The 17,378-nt window shown below is 67.8% G+C and carries 13 protein-coding genes and 1 pseudogene; 9 read left to right on the forward strand and 5 right to left on the reverse strand.

The annotated features are described in order from the left end of the window. Window positions 1-27: 27 nt before the first annotated feature. The 3 genes from CKJ85_RS03290 to guaA all read left to right on the forward strand — a co-directional run bounded on the left by CKJ85_RS03290 (window position 28) and on the right by guaA (window position 6,769). Window positions 28-1,320, forward strand: coding sequence for a PAS domain-containing protein (locus tag CKJ85_RS03290; protein ID WP_095553395.1), 1,293 nt, complete (start codon window positions 28-30; stop codon window positions 1,318-1,320). Window positions 1,321-1,454: 134 nt separating this feature from the next. Beyond that, window positions 1,455-5,147 (forward strand): Rib/alpha-like domain-containing protein, encoded by a 3,693-nt coding sequence (locus CKJ85_RS03295; RefSeq protein WP_143340131.1) that lies wholly within the window; start codon window positions 1,455-1,457, stop codon window positions 5,145-5,147. Window positions 5,148-5,215: 68 nt separating this feature from the next. Further along, the gene (guaA, locus tag CKJ85_RS03300; RefSeq protein ID WP_369825015.1) at window positions 5,216-6,769 is read left to right on the forward strand and encodes a glutamine-hydrolyzing GMP synthase; all 1,554 of its coding nucleotides are present in this window, start codon (window positions 5,216-5,218) and stop codon (window positions 6,767-6,769) included. A 97-nt stretch (window positions 6,770-6,866) separates the two neighbouring features. Here the strand turns inward: guaA and CKJ85_RS03305 are convergent, their stop codons facing one another. Both CKJ85_RS03305 and CKJ85_RS03310 read right to left on the reverse strand, forming a co-directional pair. Then, window positions 6,867-8,609, reverse strand: coding sequence for an FtsX-like permease family protein (locus CKJ85_RS03305; RefSeq protein ID WP_095553398.1), 1,743 nt, complete (start codon window positions 8,607-8,609; stop codon window positions 6,867-6,869). Then, the gene (locus tag CKJ85_RS03310; RefSeq protein WP_095553399.1) at window positions 8,606-9,280 is read right to left on the reverse strand and encodes an ABC transporter ATP-binding protein; all 675 of its coding nucleotides are present in this window, start codon (window positions 9,278-9,280) and stop codon (window positions 8,606-8,608) included. The genes CKJ85_RS03305 and CKJ85_RS03310 overlap by 4 nt, the downstream gene beginning before the upstream one ends. A 151-nt stretch (window positions 9,281-9,431) precedes the next feature. Between CKJ85_RS03310 and CKJ85_RS03315 the strand changes: the two are divergent. Next, window positions 9,432-9,602 (forward strand): annotated as a pseudogene (locus tag CKJ85_RS03315) (transposase); the annotation flags it as partial. A gap of 15 nt (window positions 9,603-9,617) precedes the next feature. On the opposite strand, the gene CKJ85_RS03320 reads toward CKJ85_RS03315, so the two are convergent. Beyond that, window positions 9,618-10,784: a PspC domain-containing protein gene (locus CKJ85_RS03320; RefSeq protein WP_158221607.1), complete on the reverse strand. Its 1,167-nt coding sequence runs from the start codon at window positions 10,782-10,784 to the stop codon at window positions 9,618-9,620. A gap of 132 nt (window positions 10,785-10,916) precedes the next feature. Here CKJ85_RS03320 and CKJ85_RS03325 point away from each other — a divergent pair, with 132 nt between their 5' ends. Together CKJ85_RS03325 and CKJ85_RS03330 are read left to right on the forward strand one after the other, a co-directional pair. After that, complete coding sequence (locus CKJ85_RS03325; RefSeq protein ID WP_095553401.1) at window positions 10,917-12,113, forward strand: ATP-binding protein; 1,197 nt, start codon at window positions 10,917-10,919, stop codon at window positions 12,111-12,113. Between the two features lie 20 nt (window positions 12,114-12,133). Next, entirely contained in the window at window positions 12,134-12,793 is a 660-nt protein-coding gene (locus CKJ85_RS03330) for a response regulator transcription factor (RefSeq protein ID WP_095277766.1), read from the forward strand. On the opposite strand, the gene CKJ85_RS03335 is transcribed toward CKJ85_RS03330, so the two are convergent. Continuing rightward, window positions 12,794-13,201, reverse strand: coding sequence for a hypothetical protein (locus CKJ85_RS03335; protein ID WP_095535329.1), 408 nt, complete (start codon window positions 13,199-13,201; stop codon window positions 12,794-12,796). Window positions 13,202-13,406: 205 nt separating this feature from the next. Here CKJ85_RS03335 and CKJ85_RS03340 point away from each other — a divergent pair, with 205 nt between their 5' ends. The 3 genes from CKJ85_RS03340 to CKJ85_RS03350 are packed head-to-tail and all read left to right on the forward strand — an operon-like array spanning window position 13,407 to window position 16,632. Beyond that, window positions 13,407-14,090, forward strand: a complete 684-nt coding sequence (locus tag CKJ85_RS03340) for a hypothetical protein (protein ID WP_198947138.1) — start codon at window positions 13,407-13,409, stop codon at window positions 14,088-14,090. Then, window positions 14,091-15,638, forward strand: a complete 1,548-nt coding sequence (locus CKJ85_RS03345) for a DNA polymerase Y family protein (protein WP_095553402.1) — start codon at window positions 14,091-14,093, stop codon at window positions 15,636-15,638. It begins immediately after the preceding gene. 55 nt (window positions 15,639-15,693) lie between these two features. After that, complete coding sequence (locus CKJ85_RS03350) at window positions 15,694-16,632, forward strand: sucrase ferredoxin (protein WP_095553403.1); 939 nt, start codon at window positions 15,694-15,696, stop codon at window positions 16,630-16,632. Here CKJ85_RS03350 and CKJ85_RS03355 read toward each other — a convergent pair. After that, a complete protein-coding gene (locus CKJ85_RS03355; RefSeq protein WP_095535331.1) occupies window positions 16,598-17,374 on the reverse strand; it encodes an HAD family hydrolase in 777 nt (258 codons plus the stop codon). The genes CKJ85_RS03350 and CKJ85_RS03355 overlap by 35 nt on opposite strands. Window positions 17,375-17,378: the final 4 nt, after the last annotated feature.

Genomic DNA, 17,378 nt, shown 5'->3' on the forward strand with positions numbered 1-17,378 from the left:
GAAATACCTGATAGATTGAGACCCACTATGGCCTACGACGTGATTCTGGACCGGGATGTGACGGACGGCCCGCAGCACCTGGTCGAGGTGGATGACATCTTCTTCTCGGTCACGGATGCCAAGGGCATCATGACCGACGTGAACGAGGTGTTCATCTACTACGCCCAGTACCCGCTGGAAGAGATGATCGGCAAGCCGCACAACCTCATCCGCCAGGACGAGATGCCGGGCGGCGCGTTCAAGGCCATGTGGGACTGGATCCAGGCCGGCAAGCCGTTCGCCGCCTACGTGCGAAACTTGGCCAAGAGCGGTTCGGCGTACGACGTCTTGGCCACGGTCACCCCGCTGCCGGGGGACCGCTATCTGTCGGTGCGCACCCGGCCGATGACGCACTACTTCCAGGACGCCGCGAAGGTGTACCAGGAGGCGAACGTTGTTGAGCACAAGGCGAAGACCGAGGGGGTCGGACGACGGAAGCGGGCCGAGCTCGGGTGGGAGCGGATCTGCGAGCTCATCCCGGACTACGACGCGTTCATGGCGGAGATCCTGCCCGCCGAGGTCGCCGCGCGCGAGGAGGCCGGCTTTGTCCTCCCCGAGGGCGAAGGTGAGGTGTACGAGGCCACCGCGGCGCTGTACGCGGAGCTGGAGAGTTTCATGGGCATCCAGACCTCCATCAAGCAGTCGGCCGAGGAGCTCTCGCGCGCCTGCCAGACCCTGTTGGAGGAAAACGCCGTGACCAACCGGGTCAAAGGCGAGATGGAAAACGTGGTGGCGGAGGGCGCCACCCGCACGCTGTTGCTCGCACCGCTGCAGGTGTGGGCCACCATGCGCGGGATTATTGATGAAAACGCGCAATCGCTCGCCGAGGTCGCCGAGGAACTCCAGGACCGCGCGGCGAAGGCCCGCACTGCGATCGCCCTAGCCCGCCTGCACGCCGCGCAGACGGCGACGTTCTCCGCGGAGGAGGACCGGATTGAGTCGATGCAGATGCTCTATGACGCCATGGAGGTCGCCCTCCGCGACATGGACAACGCGGTGTTCCTGCACTCCTCGCTGGCCAACCGCGTAGAGCTGAAGGTGAACTCCATCTCCGAGCTGACCAAGATGCCGCTGGAGATGATCCGCCGCTGGTCCCAGTCCACCGCGCAGCAGCCAGTGGGCCAGAACATCGACCCGCTGGTCGCGCAGGTGGAGCAGGCCATTCAGGCTGCCGACGCCTCCATCGCCCAGCTGCAGCTCTCCTCCAAGGACCTCGGCGAGGACCCCTCGGTCGACGGGGTGCACGACGCGCTTGAGCGCCTTCGCCGGGCCGTCTACTAGGCGTGCGCACGCACGGGCGCGCCGCTTCCTATGGAATTTTGCGCCAACGCCTACTAGTTTTTATGGAAGGCTCATGCGCCCTTACTTTGGCGCGTGTCGTGCTCTAGTCCGGCGGAAAGTTTGGGAGAACTGAAATGCGTGGACGGATTGTTCGTTCTGCAGTAGCACTTGTCACCACCACCGTGATTGCCGTCGCGTTGTGCGCGCCGCCAGCGTCGTCAGCCCCTGCGGCCTCCGACGTGTCCAACTCGGCTGAGGCACCGCTTGGCGACGCCGGCGCGAGCGATTACCCCCTGTTCACCTACTACCGGCCCGAGTTTGGCAACTGGCTGTACGTCCTGCGCGACCAGGTCGAGCGCGGCGACACGTTCAACCCGCCGGTGTACGCGCACTTCATCCCCGAATACGAGCGGGTGACGCCGCCGCAGCCGCTGACCTACACCAAGCTCGACGGCCCGGAGTGGTTGGAGGTGGACTCCAACACCGGGCAAATCCGCATCACCAACGACATCTCCGCGTACCTCCGCATGACCAACAAGCTGACCACGCCGGAGCAGGTGGCGTCGCTGAGCGTGAAGGTGACCTACCCGGACGGTCACGACTGGACGCAGCACCTGACCGTGGTGTTGTTTAACAACGAGGAGAGCTACGAGGCGTACAACAACCCGGCCACGGTGGAGGAGCCGCGGTTTGCGCGCCGCCCGATCCCGCTGACCCCGGGAGAGACGCTCACGCTGACCCGGAAGGACATTTCGTGGAAGGACCCGCAAGTACAGTGCGGGGAGAAGCCGGGCGAGGAGCTGGTGCGGTGCAAGGAGCGCGAGACGCCGGGGTTCTGGCCGGACGGGATCTGGGACGCCGACCTGGTGGTGGAGCCGCAGCCGCAGGAAGAAAACCCTGGCAATCCGCTCCTTGATCCCCAGTACGTCAACGTCGAGGTGGTCAATGACGCGAACGGCCAGTTCCAGGAGCTGCGCATCCACGCGGAGAAGAAGCTGGAGGAGCTGACCAACCAGGGCTACGCGGGTGGGGCATTGCCGGTCCGCTTCCGCTGGAAGGCCCGCGACGGCGAGTCCTTGACCACGTTCAACGACAGCACGATGGAAGAGGCGTGGGACACCGTCCCGCTCTACGTCTTCTTTGGCAACCTGTCCGACAAGGACAACTACGTCCCCCGGGCGGTCGCACCGATCACCACCGCGACGGGGCAGGAGGGAAGCGCCGCGCTCCCGGAGTTCGATTCCGCCGGCATCGCGGGCGACCCGGAGCAGCCGGTGAACCCTACGTTCACCGTGGTTGGCAAGGACGCCGAGTGGGTATCCGTGGAGAACGGCCGCATCGTGGCGCGCCCGACCGCGCCCGAGCACGTGGGCAAACACAAGGTCCAAATGCGGGTGGACTTCCAGGACGGGTCGCACTCCCGCTTCGGTGTCGACGTGACCGTGACCCCGCTGGCCGCCCAGTACGAGCCGCGCTGGGACGATGCCACGCTGGAGCGCGGAACGACCACGGTGCGCGTCCCGCTTGCCGGTACGCTGCCGGGCGAGGACGCCACGACTTCGGTCGCGGCCGACACCGACGGGTTCGCCGCCACCGCCAACGCGGACGGCTCCATCGACGTCACCGCGCCCGCCGACGCCAAGGTCGGCACGACCGCGACGCTCACGGCGACAACGAAGTACTCCGACACTACGGAGGGCAAGCCTGACACGGTTGACACCGACACCTTCACCGTCACCGTCGTCGCACCCCCGGGGGATAACGTCGCTGACCTGGGCGATGCCCCTTACCCACCGCAGCGGGTCGCCCGCGATGACGAGCGCGAGGTCGCTGCCCCTGCGGGCGAAAACATCGCGTTCGCGCCGGTCACGGAGGCTGACTCGGGCGCGCCGGGCTACACCGGGCCGACGCCGACGTGGGCGCAGGTAGACGCCGACGGCACGATCACGCTGCGCCCGGACGCGAAGGTCCCGTCGGGCCTGGTGCGGGTGCCGGTGCGCGCGGAGGATGGCAGCGGCAACGTCCGCATCATCGAGGTCCCCGTCACGGTCGGCGCGAACCGCTCCGAGGTTGCCTACCCCACGCGGACCGAGGCGCAGGTGGGCGAGCCGGTGACCATCGCGCCGCTCGAGGGCGTGCGCGAGGGGTTGGAGTTTGCGGTTGTTGGGGGTGAGGGGAGCGTCGATAAGCAAGGCACCATTTCGTACACCCCGAAGCTTTCGCAGGCCGGCGAGCGGACGCTGCGCGTGCGCGTGACCGACCACAGCGGCGCGACTCGCGACATCGAGGTCCCGGTGACGGTGCGCACGGTCAGCGACCGCACCGCGCCGACCTGGGCCGATGCCAGCGCGCCGCAGGGCGAGCCGATCGAGGTCGCCAATTCGGGCGACTCGGTGGAAGGTGCGGTGGTCGAGGCATCGCTTATCGACGCCACATCTTGGTCCGCCTCCGCCAACGGCGACTCCGTCACCGTGCACCCCGACGCGGGCGCGAAGGCGGGGGACCGCGCGACGCTGCGCATCACCGCCACCTACGGCGACGGCAGCAGCGACACGCAGGACGTGACCGTGCGGGTGACCGACGCGCGCGCCTACCCCGAGGGGACGGTCGTGGCGCCCGCGGGGGAGACAACCCGGTCTGAGGCCCCGGGCGGGTTCGGCGACTCGGCCACGTTCGCCCTGGCAGAAGGCTCGCCGTATGGCAACTGGGTGGCGATCGACCCCGCCACCGGCGCCGCGACGCTCAGGCCCGCCGCGCGGAAGCGCGACGCCGAGTTCGTCGTGGCCGGGTCCTACGACATCCCGGTGGTGGCCACGCTGCCCGGCGGCGAGCGCGTCGAGCTGACCCTGCCGGTAGTGGTGACCTCGCTGGCCGCGAACCTACACCCGAAGTGGCGCGACGTCGCCGGCGCCGCCGGGGCGCAGTTGTCGTCCGCGAACGTCGGCGACGCGCTGCCGGAGGGCACCGTCGTCGCCGCGACAGGCCCCGGCGGCTGGGACGTCGCGCTCACGGACGGCGAGGGCACCGTGACGCTGCGCCCGCCCGCCGGTGCGAAGGCCGGGGATGCCACCCCGGTGCGCCTTGCGCTGACCTACCCGGACGGCAGCACGCAGGACGCGGCGTTTACCGCGAAGGTGGCGCGCGGCGGTCAGTCGACCACGGCGACGACGCAGGCGACGCGGGCGACTGCGACGACACAGACGAGTTCGGCGAGTGCGACGACCGTGACCGCAGAGCCAACAGCGACTGCGCAGCCTTCAGAGCCGGCGCAGACTGCAAAGCCGGTTCGGCCGTCGGCAACGACGCCCGCTGTGCCGACAACCGCTGCGCCGACAACCGCGAAAACTGAAGCGCCGACGACAACCGCGACAACTGAGGCGTCGTCAACGACAACGACCACGGTCACGTCTCACACGACAACCTCTGTGCCCACCACGGCGCCAACCACCACCCCGCCGCGGGACGGGGTGCAGGGCAAGCCGGGCTCGTCGAGTAGCGGGTCTACGGGGAGTGGGGTCGGCGGGTCGTCGACAAGCATGCTCCTCGCGCTGGCGGCCAGCCCGCTGCTGCTGCTCGTCCCGATTGCGCTTGCACAGCAGGTACAGGTGCCGGGGCTGACACCGGCGCTTGATGAGCTCGACGCGCAGCTGCGCGCGCTGCCACCCGAGGTCACCGGTGCGCTGGATGCTGCGCTGGAGGGTTCAGGCTTCCATCTCGGCGGAGCCGCTGCCGCAGGCGGGGTGGTGCTGACCAGCATTGTTGCGCTTGGCGTTGCGATTGCGGCGGGTCAGGCACAGGGGCAGGGAGGATCGTCGGCCCCGCAGTAGGCCGCGGTAGACAGGGCCAATTGGGCGCGCGTGGTGCCGTGGCGGGGCCGTGGGCTAGACTCTGTGCCGTGACTACTCCGCAAAATCGCCCCGTTCTTGTCGTCGACTTCGGCGCCCAGTACGCGCAGCTCATCGCACGCCGTGTGCGCGAGGCGCGCGTGTACTCCGAGGTCGTCCCGTCCACCATCTCCGCCGCTGAGGTGCGCGAGAAAAACCCGGCCGCGCTGGTGCTCTCCGGCGGCCCGTCGTCGGTGTACGCCGAGGGTGCCCCGCAGCTGGACCCAGAGATCTTCGAGTTGGGTCTGCCCATCTTTGGCATCTGCTACGGCTTCCAGATCATGACCCAGACGCTCGGCGGCAAGGTCGCCGAGACCGGGGCCAGGGAGTACGGCCGCACCAATATGCTTGTCGACGGCGGCGTGCTCCACGCCGACACCCCGAACGAGCACCCGGTGTGGATGTCGCACGGCGACTCCGTCACCGAGGCGCCGGAGGGCTTTACCGTCACCGCGTCCACCCCGGGCGCACCGGTGGCCGCCTTCGAGTGCGTGGACAAGAAGCTCGCCGGCGTGCAGTACCACCCCGAGGTTATGCACTCCCCGCACGGCCAGGAGGTGCTCACCCGCTTCCTCACCGAGGTCGCCGGCCTGGAGCAGAACTGGACCGCTTCCAACATCGCGGAGCAGCTCATCGAGCAGGTGCGCGAGCAGGTCGGCGACGGCCGCGCCATTTGCGCCCTGTCCGGTGGCGTGGACTCCGCCGTCGCCGCGGCGCTGGTGCAGCGCGCGATCGGCGACCGCCTCACCTGCGTGTTCGTGGACCACGGCCTGCTGCGCCAGGGTGAGCGCGAGCAGGTGGAAAACGACTTCGTCGCCGCTACCGGCGCGAAGCTGGTCACCGTGGACGAGCGCGAAGCCTTCCTGGGCAAGCTCGCCGGCGTGACCGAGCCGGAGGCCAAGCGCAAGGCGATCGGTGCGGAGTTCATCCGTTCCTTCGAGCGCGCCGTTGCCGGTGTGCTGGAAGGCCAAAACGTTGACTACCTCGTCCAGGGCACCCTGTACCCGGACGTGGTGGAGTCCGGCGGAGGCACCGGCACCGCAAACATTAAGAGCCACCACAACGTCGGCGGCCTGCCGGACGACGTGGAGTTTGAGCTCGTCGAGCCGCTGCGCCTCCTGTTCAAAGATGAGGTCCGCGCCGTCGGCCGCGAGCTCGGCCTGCCCGAGGAGATTGTGAACCGCCAGCCGTTCCCGGGCCCGGGCCTGGGCATCCGCATCATTGGCGAGGTCACGCAGGAGCGCCTGGACACGCTGCGCGCCGCCGACGCGATCGCGCGCGAGGAGCTGACCAAGGCTGGCCTGGACGAGCAGATCTGGCAGTGCCCGGTCGTGCTGCTTGCAGAGGTCCGCTCGGTCGGCGTCCAGGGCGATCACCGCACCTACGGCCACCCGATCGTGCTGCGCCCGGTTGCCTCCGAGGACGCGATGACCGCCGACTGGGTCCGCGTCCCGTACGAGACGCTCGAGGCGATCTCTACCCGCATCACCAACGAGGTCGCAGAGGTCAACCGCGTTGTGCTGGACGTGACGTCCAAGCCGCCGGGGACCATCGAGTGGGAGTAACTCCCGCCTCGACGAAAGCGCCGCCTGCCTTGCAGAACCTGCAGGGAGGCGGCGCTTCGCGTTGCGGGGGCCTCTTTAGGCGCCGGCACGCCAGTGTCTAGGGCGCATCTGCGCCACGCTCGTCCTTGTCTGGAGTTGGCAAGAAGGCAGTCGCACTCGTGCCTAAGAAGACGAGGACAAAGAGCACCCATAGCCCTGGGGGAAGGTAAGGCAGCAGCGCCCCCGGGTACGCCGAGACTGCGACATGGACGGCGACCGTGTACCAGATGCCCACTAGGAGCGCTGTCAGCATGGCAACACAGTACGGAAAGAGGATTGCCCAGAACTCTGCTCGCTGGATCGCGCCTTGGGTACGGCCCAGAAGACGCAGTGGTGAGAAGAACGCATGCAAATTGGCCCGCTTGCCCATCACAGAGACCGCGAGGACCAGGCAGATCGCCAGCAGAGTGTAGGCCGCGGTGGGTACGAAGCCGGCGGTTCCGTCGCCGTGGGGCCCGTACATGATCTGGCTATCCATATCCACATGCCGTACCCAATCCTGCGCGGACTCCACTCGGAGATGATCCGGTGCGCTAGCCGATTCTGCGACCACGGGAAGCCCCCATTCCGGTTTGACCGGAGACTCGCTAGAAATACCGGAGAACGGCACCATGAAGTCTGGGTAGAAGGGGCTGTGAGCTTTCACCGGCGCCCCGGGCGAGAGTAGCTGCCCTATCACGTGGTCATTCGATCCGGCCAGAGAATAGTCATTCGCCTTCTCCATCGGTACGGAGGTCTCCCCCGCGGATTCGAAGTCCGAAGGCTGCCAGTAGACGACCCCACGGCAGTCGTCGCCGATCTCCTCACATACACCGTCTGCTTCCTGCGCTTCCAGTAGGCGAAAATCTTGGCCAACGACGACTGGGACCGTTTGGAAATTCTGGGAGCCTACGTAATTTGCCGCCCATAACGAGGTCTGTGCACCTGTGAAGCCTGCCAGCGGAATGGCTACGAGCGCGGTAGCAAGCCCCACCCTCGAGGTCGTCCCGACGGTTTCGGAGGAGCGGATGCCTAGCGCGGGTGCCGACCATCCGCTCACCTTTTTGATCGCTGCGGCTGCCCAACGAGCTAGCGCCCGGGCGAAGGTGCCGGCAAGTGTGACAGCGAGGAACGGCAAGGTGAAGACGAATATCAACACGACAGGCCCTGGCGGAGTCGTCACCATACACCAGATACCCGCGGCAATATTGACCACTGCGAGCACTAGGCCAACCAGCCCCACCAAGGATTTGGACTTACCTTCTGTCGCCGCTCCCGGATCCCCGGTTTTGGCCAGCACCTTGTCGACGTTGAGAATCCCCACGCCGAGGAGGTACAAGGGGACTAAGACCAGCAGTGACGACCAGGCAACGTCAATGGGCGAGCCCCAGTGATCTGGCAGCTGTTTGTTGAGCCCTAGCAGAATCACCTTGAAAAGCGGCGCCGCTAACAACCGTCCCAACACGACCGCCGAAGCGCTTGCCAGAAGCGCCAGGCACGCCCCTTGCAGGAGCAGGTGCCTGGTGAAAAACGCCCTACCTATGCCGAGAATCCGCAGCGCTTGCACGGTATTTCGGTGGTCAGCGATAAAATTCTGATGCGCCAACCGGACCCCGGCGAATGCCGGGATGATCGCAATCAGGCTCATATTCGTCACGCCGGCCTTGAAGTCGCTGCTTCCGCCAGTCGAGAATGCGACGTAAAGGATGGTGCCGACGAGCGTGCCTATTACTACCGCAGCCAGTACGATTCCCCCGATGAAGGGGCGCGCCGTCACCGACAGCTCTCTCCGGTAGGCGGCGGTGGGAGTCATGGTCTTCATGAGCTATGCCCCATCTGCAGCAGCGTTTTTGCCTGCCCGTCGAAAAGCTCACGGTGGGAGCAATAGACCACTATCGCTCCCCGCTTCGCCGACTGGCGCAACAAGTCCTCGACCACGGTGACATTCGCTCCATCAAGCGCGCTGACGGGCTCATCCATGAGCACCAAGTCCGGTTGGGAAGCTAGTGCCTGGGCCACCGCAACGCGCTGGCGTTGACCCCCGGATAGCTCCCCCGGCAGGGCTTCTGTGAAAGGCTGCATGCCCAACGTGCCAAGTAGCTCATCCCTGCCCTGGGCGTCGAGGCCCTGTCCGGCGACGTGAACTGCCAGCTCGAGGTTCTCCCGGCAGCTGAGGCTAGGCAGGAGGGTCGGTGCCTGTGGTGCGTACCCGACGTGCGCGGCCCGCCACGAGGTTAGCTTCTTGGCCGCGCCCTTTCCGAACCGTTTACCGTCGATGGTTACCCTGCCTTCACTGGGTGAGCGCAGACCGGCTAACAGATCCAGAACCGTGGATTTACCGCTTCCCGATGGGCCCCGGACTTCGTAGATGCCAGGCCGTGACAACGACAGCGCGGCATCCCGCAGAATATATGGCCCATATTTCGAGTATCGAAAAGAGATTTTATTCCAAACTATTGCGACCATCACAATTCCTATCTTGTTAGAGCGCATACGCTACCCAAGTACGGGTGCTGCGATATTCACGTAGCGTTGTCAAAAGGCGTTCGACAATTTCATCGTTTAAACCGTTCGTCGGCTCATCCAGAATGATCCCGCGACGGCCCAATGTCAGGGCATAGATAATTGACAATCTTTTCATAAAGATGTGCTCGCCTACTTTGATACCGGTGCATCCAACGGCCCCGTCGAGGCAATCAACGGCAGACTCGAACACCTACGCGGCATCGCCCTAGGATTCAAAAACCTCAACCACTACATCTTGCGGTGCCTGATCCACTCCGGACAACTACAGGACAAAATCAACGCACTCTAAAACCGGAAGGGCCCCTTAAGGCTCGCGGACGGTGACGTTGCCGATGTTGGTGGTGGCGTTGATACGCAGTGTCTTGCCCGGTGCATCGGGGTTGACGGTATCGGTGGGGCAGTCGGTCGAGCCGAGGTTGGTCGAGCAGTGCACCTCGACCGGCACGTCCTTCGGCAGCACGACGTCCACGTTGCCGATGTTGGTGTGCAGCGTGGCGGTGCGCTCCTGATCGAGGGACGGGAGGTCGCGATAGTCCACGTTCACGTCGCCCATGGTCTCGGAGACGTCATTGACCTCGGTTTCCGTGGTGGTGGTGATATTGGAACCGCCGAACATGTTGCCCGCGTTACCGTTCTCGACGACGGCGGAGATCACTCCCAGGACGAGCACGCCGACCACGACGGCGACGGCGATCCACCAGCTGCGCTTGGAGCCTTTCGGAGGCGTGTCGTCGTCGGAAGCGTCGGCCTCGCTGTTCGGATCCGGCAGGTGCCACAGCTCCGGTGCAGCACCGAGTGGGTCCCACGCCGGCGGGGTGGCGGGGTGCGGGAATTCCGGCGGGGTGGTCAGGTTCGCCGTGGCGGATTGCGCGTAAGGGTTCTCTGGGGATTCGGCCGCGTCTGCTCGCCACGCGGTGGATCCGCCTGCGTCGGTGTTACCGGGGGCGGTGTAGGGACCGGACGGGTGAGCGTCGTGAAGCGTGCGCCCCTGCTGCGGCACGAGCAGACCGGCGGGGGGCTCCGGGGCGCGCTGGTAGAGCAGGTACCAGCCCAGCCCGAAGAGCGCGAAGGTGATGGCGGCGCTGTAGATGGTGGTGCCGTCGCTGGCGTAGGACAAGGACGGGAAGAAGACGAACATGCCGATGAGCAGCCAGATCGCCAGAGTGCGTTCTTTTTTGCCCGTCTTCGACTCGCGCGCGATGTTGCCTCGGCCGGTGGCGAGCGCGGACCAGGGGCTGAACGGGACGCCGAAGCGGCCCATGTTGATCCAGCACAGGAAGTAGAGGAATAGGCCGCCGCCGAAGCAGAGGGTGAGGACGACGAAGGCGATGCGGATGATCACGGGGTCGATGTTGTAGCGTGCGCCGAAGCCTTCGGCCACACCGGCGAGGACCGCGTTGCCGCCCTGGTCCTTCGGGATGCGGGGCGGGCGGGTCTCCCACATCTTGGTGAAGGTCTGTGTCGTTTCCATACCTTCATTATCGCCGGTCAGAGGTGGTGCGACCATCCGGAATTCCCCTGAACTTTGCGCGCGGCGGGGTGCGCGGAAAAGTCAGGGTTGTCCCCGATCCGCGCTGCAGGTGCGGGTGGAAGAATTGAGGGCATGGCAAAATCCACCCCGTACGCCGCGCAGCCCCCCGCACTGTATTCGCGCTTCACCCGGAGCCGCCGCAACCTCATGGTGGCAGGCATCGCCTCGGGCCTGGCGCGGTATCTCGGGGTGGACGAGCGCTGGGTGCGCCTGTTTTTCATCGTTGGCGCATTCGTCGGCGGCGCTGGCGCGTTGGCCTACGCGGCGCTGTGGATGACCACGCCGCTGGAGCCGAAGACCACCGACGCTGAGCCGGCGGTGACGCCGGAGATTGTGGGACATCAAAGCTGGACGCGGGTGGTCAACCTCGTGCTGGTGGCGGTGGCGGTCGCGGGCGCGCTCGTCTCGCTGAAGGTGTCGAGCGGCTTCGGCAGCTCGGTGGTGCTCGTCCTCGGCCTGTTTACCGTGGGCGCGGTGCTGGCGCTGCAGGCCTACGACAGGGAGATGGGGACGACGGCGAACGTGATCGCCTTGTCGGTGGGTGCGCTGCTGGTGATGGGCGGGGTGTTTGCAATCGCGATGCTGGGCGAGCGCGCAGGCATCACCGGGGTGGTGGTGTCGGTCCTGGTCACGGTGTGCGGCGTGGCGGTGCTGGTCATCCCGTTGCTGATGCGCCTGACCTCTTCGCTGCTTGCGGAGCGTGAGGCGAAGGCGGTAGCGGATCAGCGCGCGGAGATTGCCGCCCGGCTGCACGATTCGGTGTTGCAGACCCTCGCCCTGATTCAGAAGCAGGCCGAGCACCCCGAGGAGGTCGCCCGGCTTGCGCGCGGCCAGGAGCGCGAGCTTCGCGCCTGGCTTTTCGACGCCCCCGAGCACCCCTCGACGACGCCCGCCTCACTCTTCCAGGCGCTCAACCGGGCGGCCGGGGAGGTCGAGGACACCTTCGGCGTGGTGATCCGCCCCGTCACGGTGGGCGAGGACCCCGCGCTCACGGAGGGCAACGAGCCGGTGGCGCTGGCAGCGCGTGAGGCCATGGTGAACGCCGCGAAGCACAGCGGCGCCGAAGCGATCGACGTCTACGCCGAAAACCTCGCCGGCCAGCTCGCCGTGTTCGTGCGCGACCGCGGCGCGGGCTTCGACCAGCGCTCGATCCCGGAGGACCGCCACGGGGTGCGCGACTCCATTATCGGTCGCATGGAGCGCGCCGGCGGGACGGCCCGGATCACGTCGGCGCCTGGAGAGGGGACGGAAGTGGAGCTGACGCTGTAGGCACCGTTAGCCTGGTTGTTATGGTTCGCGTCTTTCTTGTAGATGATCACTCCGTGTTCCGCGCCGGCGTGCGCGCCGAGCTGGCGGAAAAGGTCGAGATTGTCGGCGAGTCCGGCACCGTCGCCGACGCGATCGAGGGCATCCGCGAGAGCAACCCGGACGTCGTGCTCCTCGACGTGCACATGCCGGACGGCGGCGGGCTGGCGGTGTTGCGCGCGGTGCAGAAGACACAGCAGGCCGCGAAGTTTCTGTGCCTGAGCGTGTCCGACGCCGCCGAGGACGTCATCGCGTTGATCCGCGCAGGTGCGCGCGGCTACGTGACCAAGAACATCGACGGCGCGGAGCTCGCCGAGGCGATCGCCCGAGTTGACGGTGGGGATGCGTACTTCTCGCCGCGCCTGGCCGGCTTCGTCCTCGACGCCTTCGCTTCGGGCGGGGTGGTCGAGGATCCGGCAGGCGAGCCGGTCAAGGTGGAGGACCCTGCGGTGGACGCGCTGACCCGCCGCGAGCTGGAGGTTCTGCGCCTGCTCGCCCGCGGCTACACCTACAAGGAGATTGGCAAGCAGCTGTTCATCTCGGTGAAGACGGTGGAGACGCATGCGTCGAATATCTTGCGCAAGACGCAGACCTCCAACCGCCACCAGCTCACCCGTTGGGCTGCGGACCGGGACTTGGACTAGCTAGGCGTAGGCGAGCCGCCGCGAGCCGTCGACGTGAGGAAATAGTAGCCACGCGAGCGCGAAGAGTCCCACGAACACGAGCAGCGCGCCCCACACCGGCCACTGCAGCAGCGGCGCAAGCATGAGCAGCAGCCACCAGAGCATCAACGGCACGAGCATGCTTATCGACGCCACCGTGGACGCACCTTTCTGCGCCGCAAATTCGCGCATCGCGCGCCGGTAGGGGTGTGCAAGCGTCACACCGAGCGCCACCGCGATGCAGGCAAGCGCGACGCCCGCCCGGACCGCGATTGGCGCCGACGACGCCATGATGGCCACCGACCCGGCCACCCCCGCGGACCCCGCGGCGCGCACGGCGAGCGGGGTGGGGATCGGGGTGACGCGGGAGCGGATGTCGCTGGGGAACATGGGCAGTACTGTAGCAGGGGTAGGTGGGGTGGCGGAGGGTGTGGCGTCGAGAAGCGTGGCTCGCTATATTCGCAAACCCGTGCGACCTCGGCGGTTGCCCATGTTCGGGGTGGGGTGCATACTATGTGGCGTGAACAGAACGTCCATTCGAGCGCTCAGCGGGGTGCAGAACAGCGCAGGTCAGGGGGCGGAAAGTGTCCCTGACGTGGATCGGCATGCCCGGATTGCGCAGCTCCGCGCCCGGATGGCGGAGATGGGCGGGCAGGCAGCGCCGAACGTTGTGGTGGGCGAGGATGTGCTGCCTGTGAGCGGCGGGTTTTCGCAGGTGTTGCCGAATGGCGGGCTGTCGCGCCACGCTGTCACGCAGGTGAGCGAGACGCCCGCGCTGATAGTCGAGCTGCTCGACCGCGTCGCCGGGGCGGGAGGCAGCGTGGGCGTGATCGGGTGGCCGGAGCTCTCGTACGCAGGCGTGGCGGCCAGTGCGCTCGAGCGGGTGATCGCGGTGCCGGAGCCGGGGATCGAGGACCTCGCGGTGGCGGGCGTGCTCGCGGAGGGGCTCGACCTGGTGGTGCTGCGCACCCGGACGGCGCTCCAGCTGAGCCCGGTGCGCGCCCGGCCACTGCTCGCGCGACTGCGCAAGGGCAACGCCGCGCTGGTGGCGGTGAACGTGTCGGTGCCTTCGCCCGCGCTGCGGGTCACCGGGCAGATCGCGCAGTTCCACGGCATCGGTCGGGGCACGGGGCGCATCCGGGGGATCGACGTGCGCGTGCGCGCCGAGGCGAAGGGGTGGCCGGGCGCGACGGTAACGCTCACGCTCGGCGCGGGGCCGGCGAGCGCTGTGGGTGCTGCGAGCGCTGCCCCCGGCCGTCGCCTGAAGGCGGTGCCTTAAATGCGGGTGGCGGCGCTATGGTTCCCCGACTGGCCCGTGCAGGCCGCCACCCTGGACGCGGCCGATACGTTGCAAGAACCGATTGCCATTGCCGCGCAGCACCGGATCAAGGTGTGCTCGCAGGCCGCGCGCCGGGCGGGCGTGCGCCGCGGCATGCGGGTGCGCAACGCACAGGCGCTCGCGCCCGAGCTGACGGTGGTGGAGGACAACCCGGACCGCGACGGGCGCATGTTCGCCTCGCTCGCCGGCGGGCTCGACGACGTCGCCGCCTCCGTCGAGGTCCTGCGCCCCGGCCTGATTGTGGCGGACCTGCAGGCGGCGGCCCGCTTCCACGGAAGCGAGGACACGGCCCTGGAAATGATGCTGGACGCCGCCCAACGCAGCGGCATTGAAGCCTTCGTGGGCGCCGCCGACGAGCTGGCCACCGCGGTGATCGCCACGCGCACCTCCCAACTCGTCGCCCCGGGCGCGTCCGCGCAATTCCTCGCGCAGCAGCCACTGAACACCCTGGTCGCGGAGGTGGCGCTCGGCGCGGACATCCCGACCGTCAACGCGCTCGGCCAGCTGGGCATCACCACGCTGGGCCAGCTCGCGCAACTGCCGCCGCAGGCAGTAACCACCCGCTTCGGGGCCGGCGGGATGCGCATCCACCGCATCGCGAGCGCCGCACCGGACCGCCGCGTCGCCCCCGAACTCCCGGCCGCGGACCTGGCCGTCGGGCTGACCCCGGAGGACCCGATCGAGCGCGTCGACGCCGCCGCGTTCGCCGCCCGCGCGCTGGCCGCCACGCTGCACGAGCGGCTCGCCGAGCGCGGCGCGAGCTGCCTGCGCCTGAAAGTGATTGCGGAGCTGGCCACCGGCGAGCGCGTCGAGCGCGTCTGGCGCACCCGCGAAGCACTCACCGAGTCCGCCACCGCGGACCGGGTGCGCTGGCAGCTCGACGGTTGGCTCACCGGCGGCGGCGCCGGCGCGATCACCTCCCTCATCCTGGAGCCACTCGAGCTGGCCGCGCCCGAGGCGCGCGAGCTCTTCGGCGGCGGGGTGGCGCAGACGCGCGGCGAGGCGCGTCGCGTGATCGAGCGTGTGCAGTCCCAGCTGGGCATCGACGCAGTGGTCCAGCCGCGCGCCGTCGGCGGCCGCGGCGTGGCCGAGCGCATCGCCTTCTCTCCCTTCGGCGAGCAGCCGCCCGCCACCGCCACCCAGCCGTGGCCGGGCGCGATCCCGGCGCCGCTGCCCGCCCGCCTCGGCGGCGGTATCGACCACCCGGCCTCGCGCATCATGCTTATCGACGCCCACGCGCACCCCATCACCGTCACCGCCGAAGCCCTCCTGTCCTCGGACCCCTACGCGCTGGCCTGGGGCGAGCACAAGTACCTGGTCACGGGGTGGGCCGGCCCCTGGCCCGTGGACGAGGGCTGGTGGGGTGCGGCCGGGCAGCGCGTGGCGCGCCTCCAGGTCGTCGGGGAGAAGCCGGAGGCGGGCAGCGTCGCGGAAGCGTGGCTGCTGGTGTGGACCCGGCGCAGCTGGCGCGTCGAAGCGGTGTACTGAGGCCGTGTATTAGGGGCGTGTATTAGGGCACCCTAAAGGCTGTAGGGTGGAGGCCATGAGTGAGGAAACGTTGACCAGTACCCCGGCCGCGTCCTGTTCCGACGTCCAGGTCGAGTCGCTTCCCGGCACGGCGAAGCCGGGTTCGACGTACGTGCTCTTCGAGTGGCCGCACGCCTGGACCCACGACGTGCTCGACGGCGGCACGCTCGGGGAGGAGATCACCGAGAAGCTCAAAGCGCACCTCGCCGAGTACGACGCCTCCCTGCTCCTCATCCGCCACCCCACGCGCGAGGGCCGCCAGATCGACGACCACCACGTCTACCTCGTCTTCGCCGAGGACGAGGCCACCGAGGTCATGCACGTCGACGGCCCCGAAGCACTCCTGGAGCTGGACCTGTCCGGCCCGGGCAAGAATGCCGCAGTGGGCGCGACTGCGCGTACCAAGCCACTGCTGCTTGTATGCACGCACGCCAAGCGCGACCGCTGCTGCGCGGTGAAGGGCCGCAGCATGATCAACAAGCTGGTGCAGAAGTACCCGTTCGGCCACGGCAACGACGTGGTGTGGGAAACCTCGCACATCAAGGGGCACCGCTTCGCGCCGACAATGCTGCTCATGCCTTGGGCGTACAGCTTCGGCCGGATGACCTTCGAGGCCACCGACGCCATGCTGGAGGCAGCGCTGCGCGGCGAGTACTTCGTCCCCGGCAACCGGGGGCGTGGCACGCTGAGCGCGCCGGCGCAGGCCGCCGAGGTTGCGGTCGCGGCGGAACTGGCGCGTGCCGGCGAGCAGGTCCGCTACGGCGAGCTAGAGGTCACCGACGTTGCGGTGGCGGGTGATGGGGGATACGTGCGCGTCGATAAGCACGGGGCGTCCTACACCGTGGAGCTTGCGCGCAAGGAGATTTCCGGGGTCGTGCCGTCGTGCGGTAAGCCCGCGAAGGACGGCGAGAGCTGGGTGCCTACCGCGGTGACAGCGCGTCCGCCACGCGCGTAATCACGTGGTCGGTGGCCGCGCGGACATCGGCCGGGGAGTGGGCGAAGCTGTAGGAATGGTCCGCGATGGCGTGCATGGACATGTCGTTCCATGAGTCGCCGAAGGTGAAAAGCTCCACGTCAGAGCGGTCAATGTGCAGGCGGTCAAGGAGCTCGAGGATACCCGCGCCCTTCGTGCGGCCCGGCGCCATGATGTCCACGTACTGCTGGTTTTGCGCGACGGTGTAGTCCCCGGCAAGCGACTCGCCCCAGGCCACGACCTCGCGGCGCAGCGCCTCATCCGTGGGCACCCAGATCGGCACCACCGCGAACTGATGCTCCGGGATGTCCGCGCGGGTCATGGGGGTGAAGTGCTCGGTGAAGTGGCTCACCCCGCCGGTGTTGTCAGCGAAGACGCCGTCGACGGGGCCGATCGTCGTGCCGTAGATGGCCAGGCCGGCGCGCTCGCCGAAGGCGTCCAGCGCGGCGAGGAGCACGTCCGGGTCGATGGTGTAGCCGAAGATGAGCTCGCGGTTGTCGCCCGTGGTGGCGGACGCGCCATTGGAAAGGACCTGGTAGTCGAAGGCGAGCGTGCTGCCGCGCATGCCGTAAGCGAGGGCGGAGCGGGAGCGGCCCGTGGCGGAAATGGCGAGGTGGCCGGCGTCGCGCCACGCCTGGATCGCGGCGAGGTCGGCGGGGCTGAACCCGTTCGGTTCGTCGGGGTGGTGGAGGGTGCCGTCGAAGTCAAAGGCCGCGATCTTCATACTG

It is taken from the genome of Corynebacterium sp. NML 150383 (assembly GCF_002285085.1).
In the GTDB taxonomy this organism is placed as follows: Bacteria; Actinomycetota; Actinomycetes; order Mycobacteriales; family Mycobacteriaceae; genus Corynebacterium; species Corynebacterium gottingense.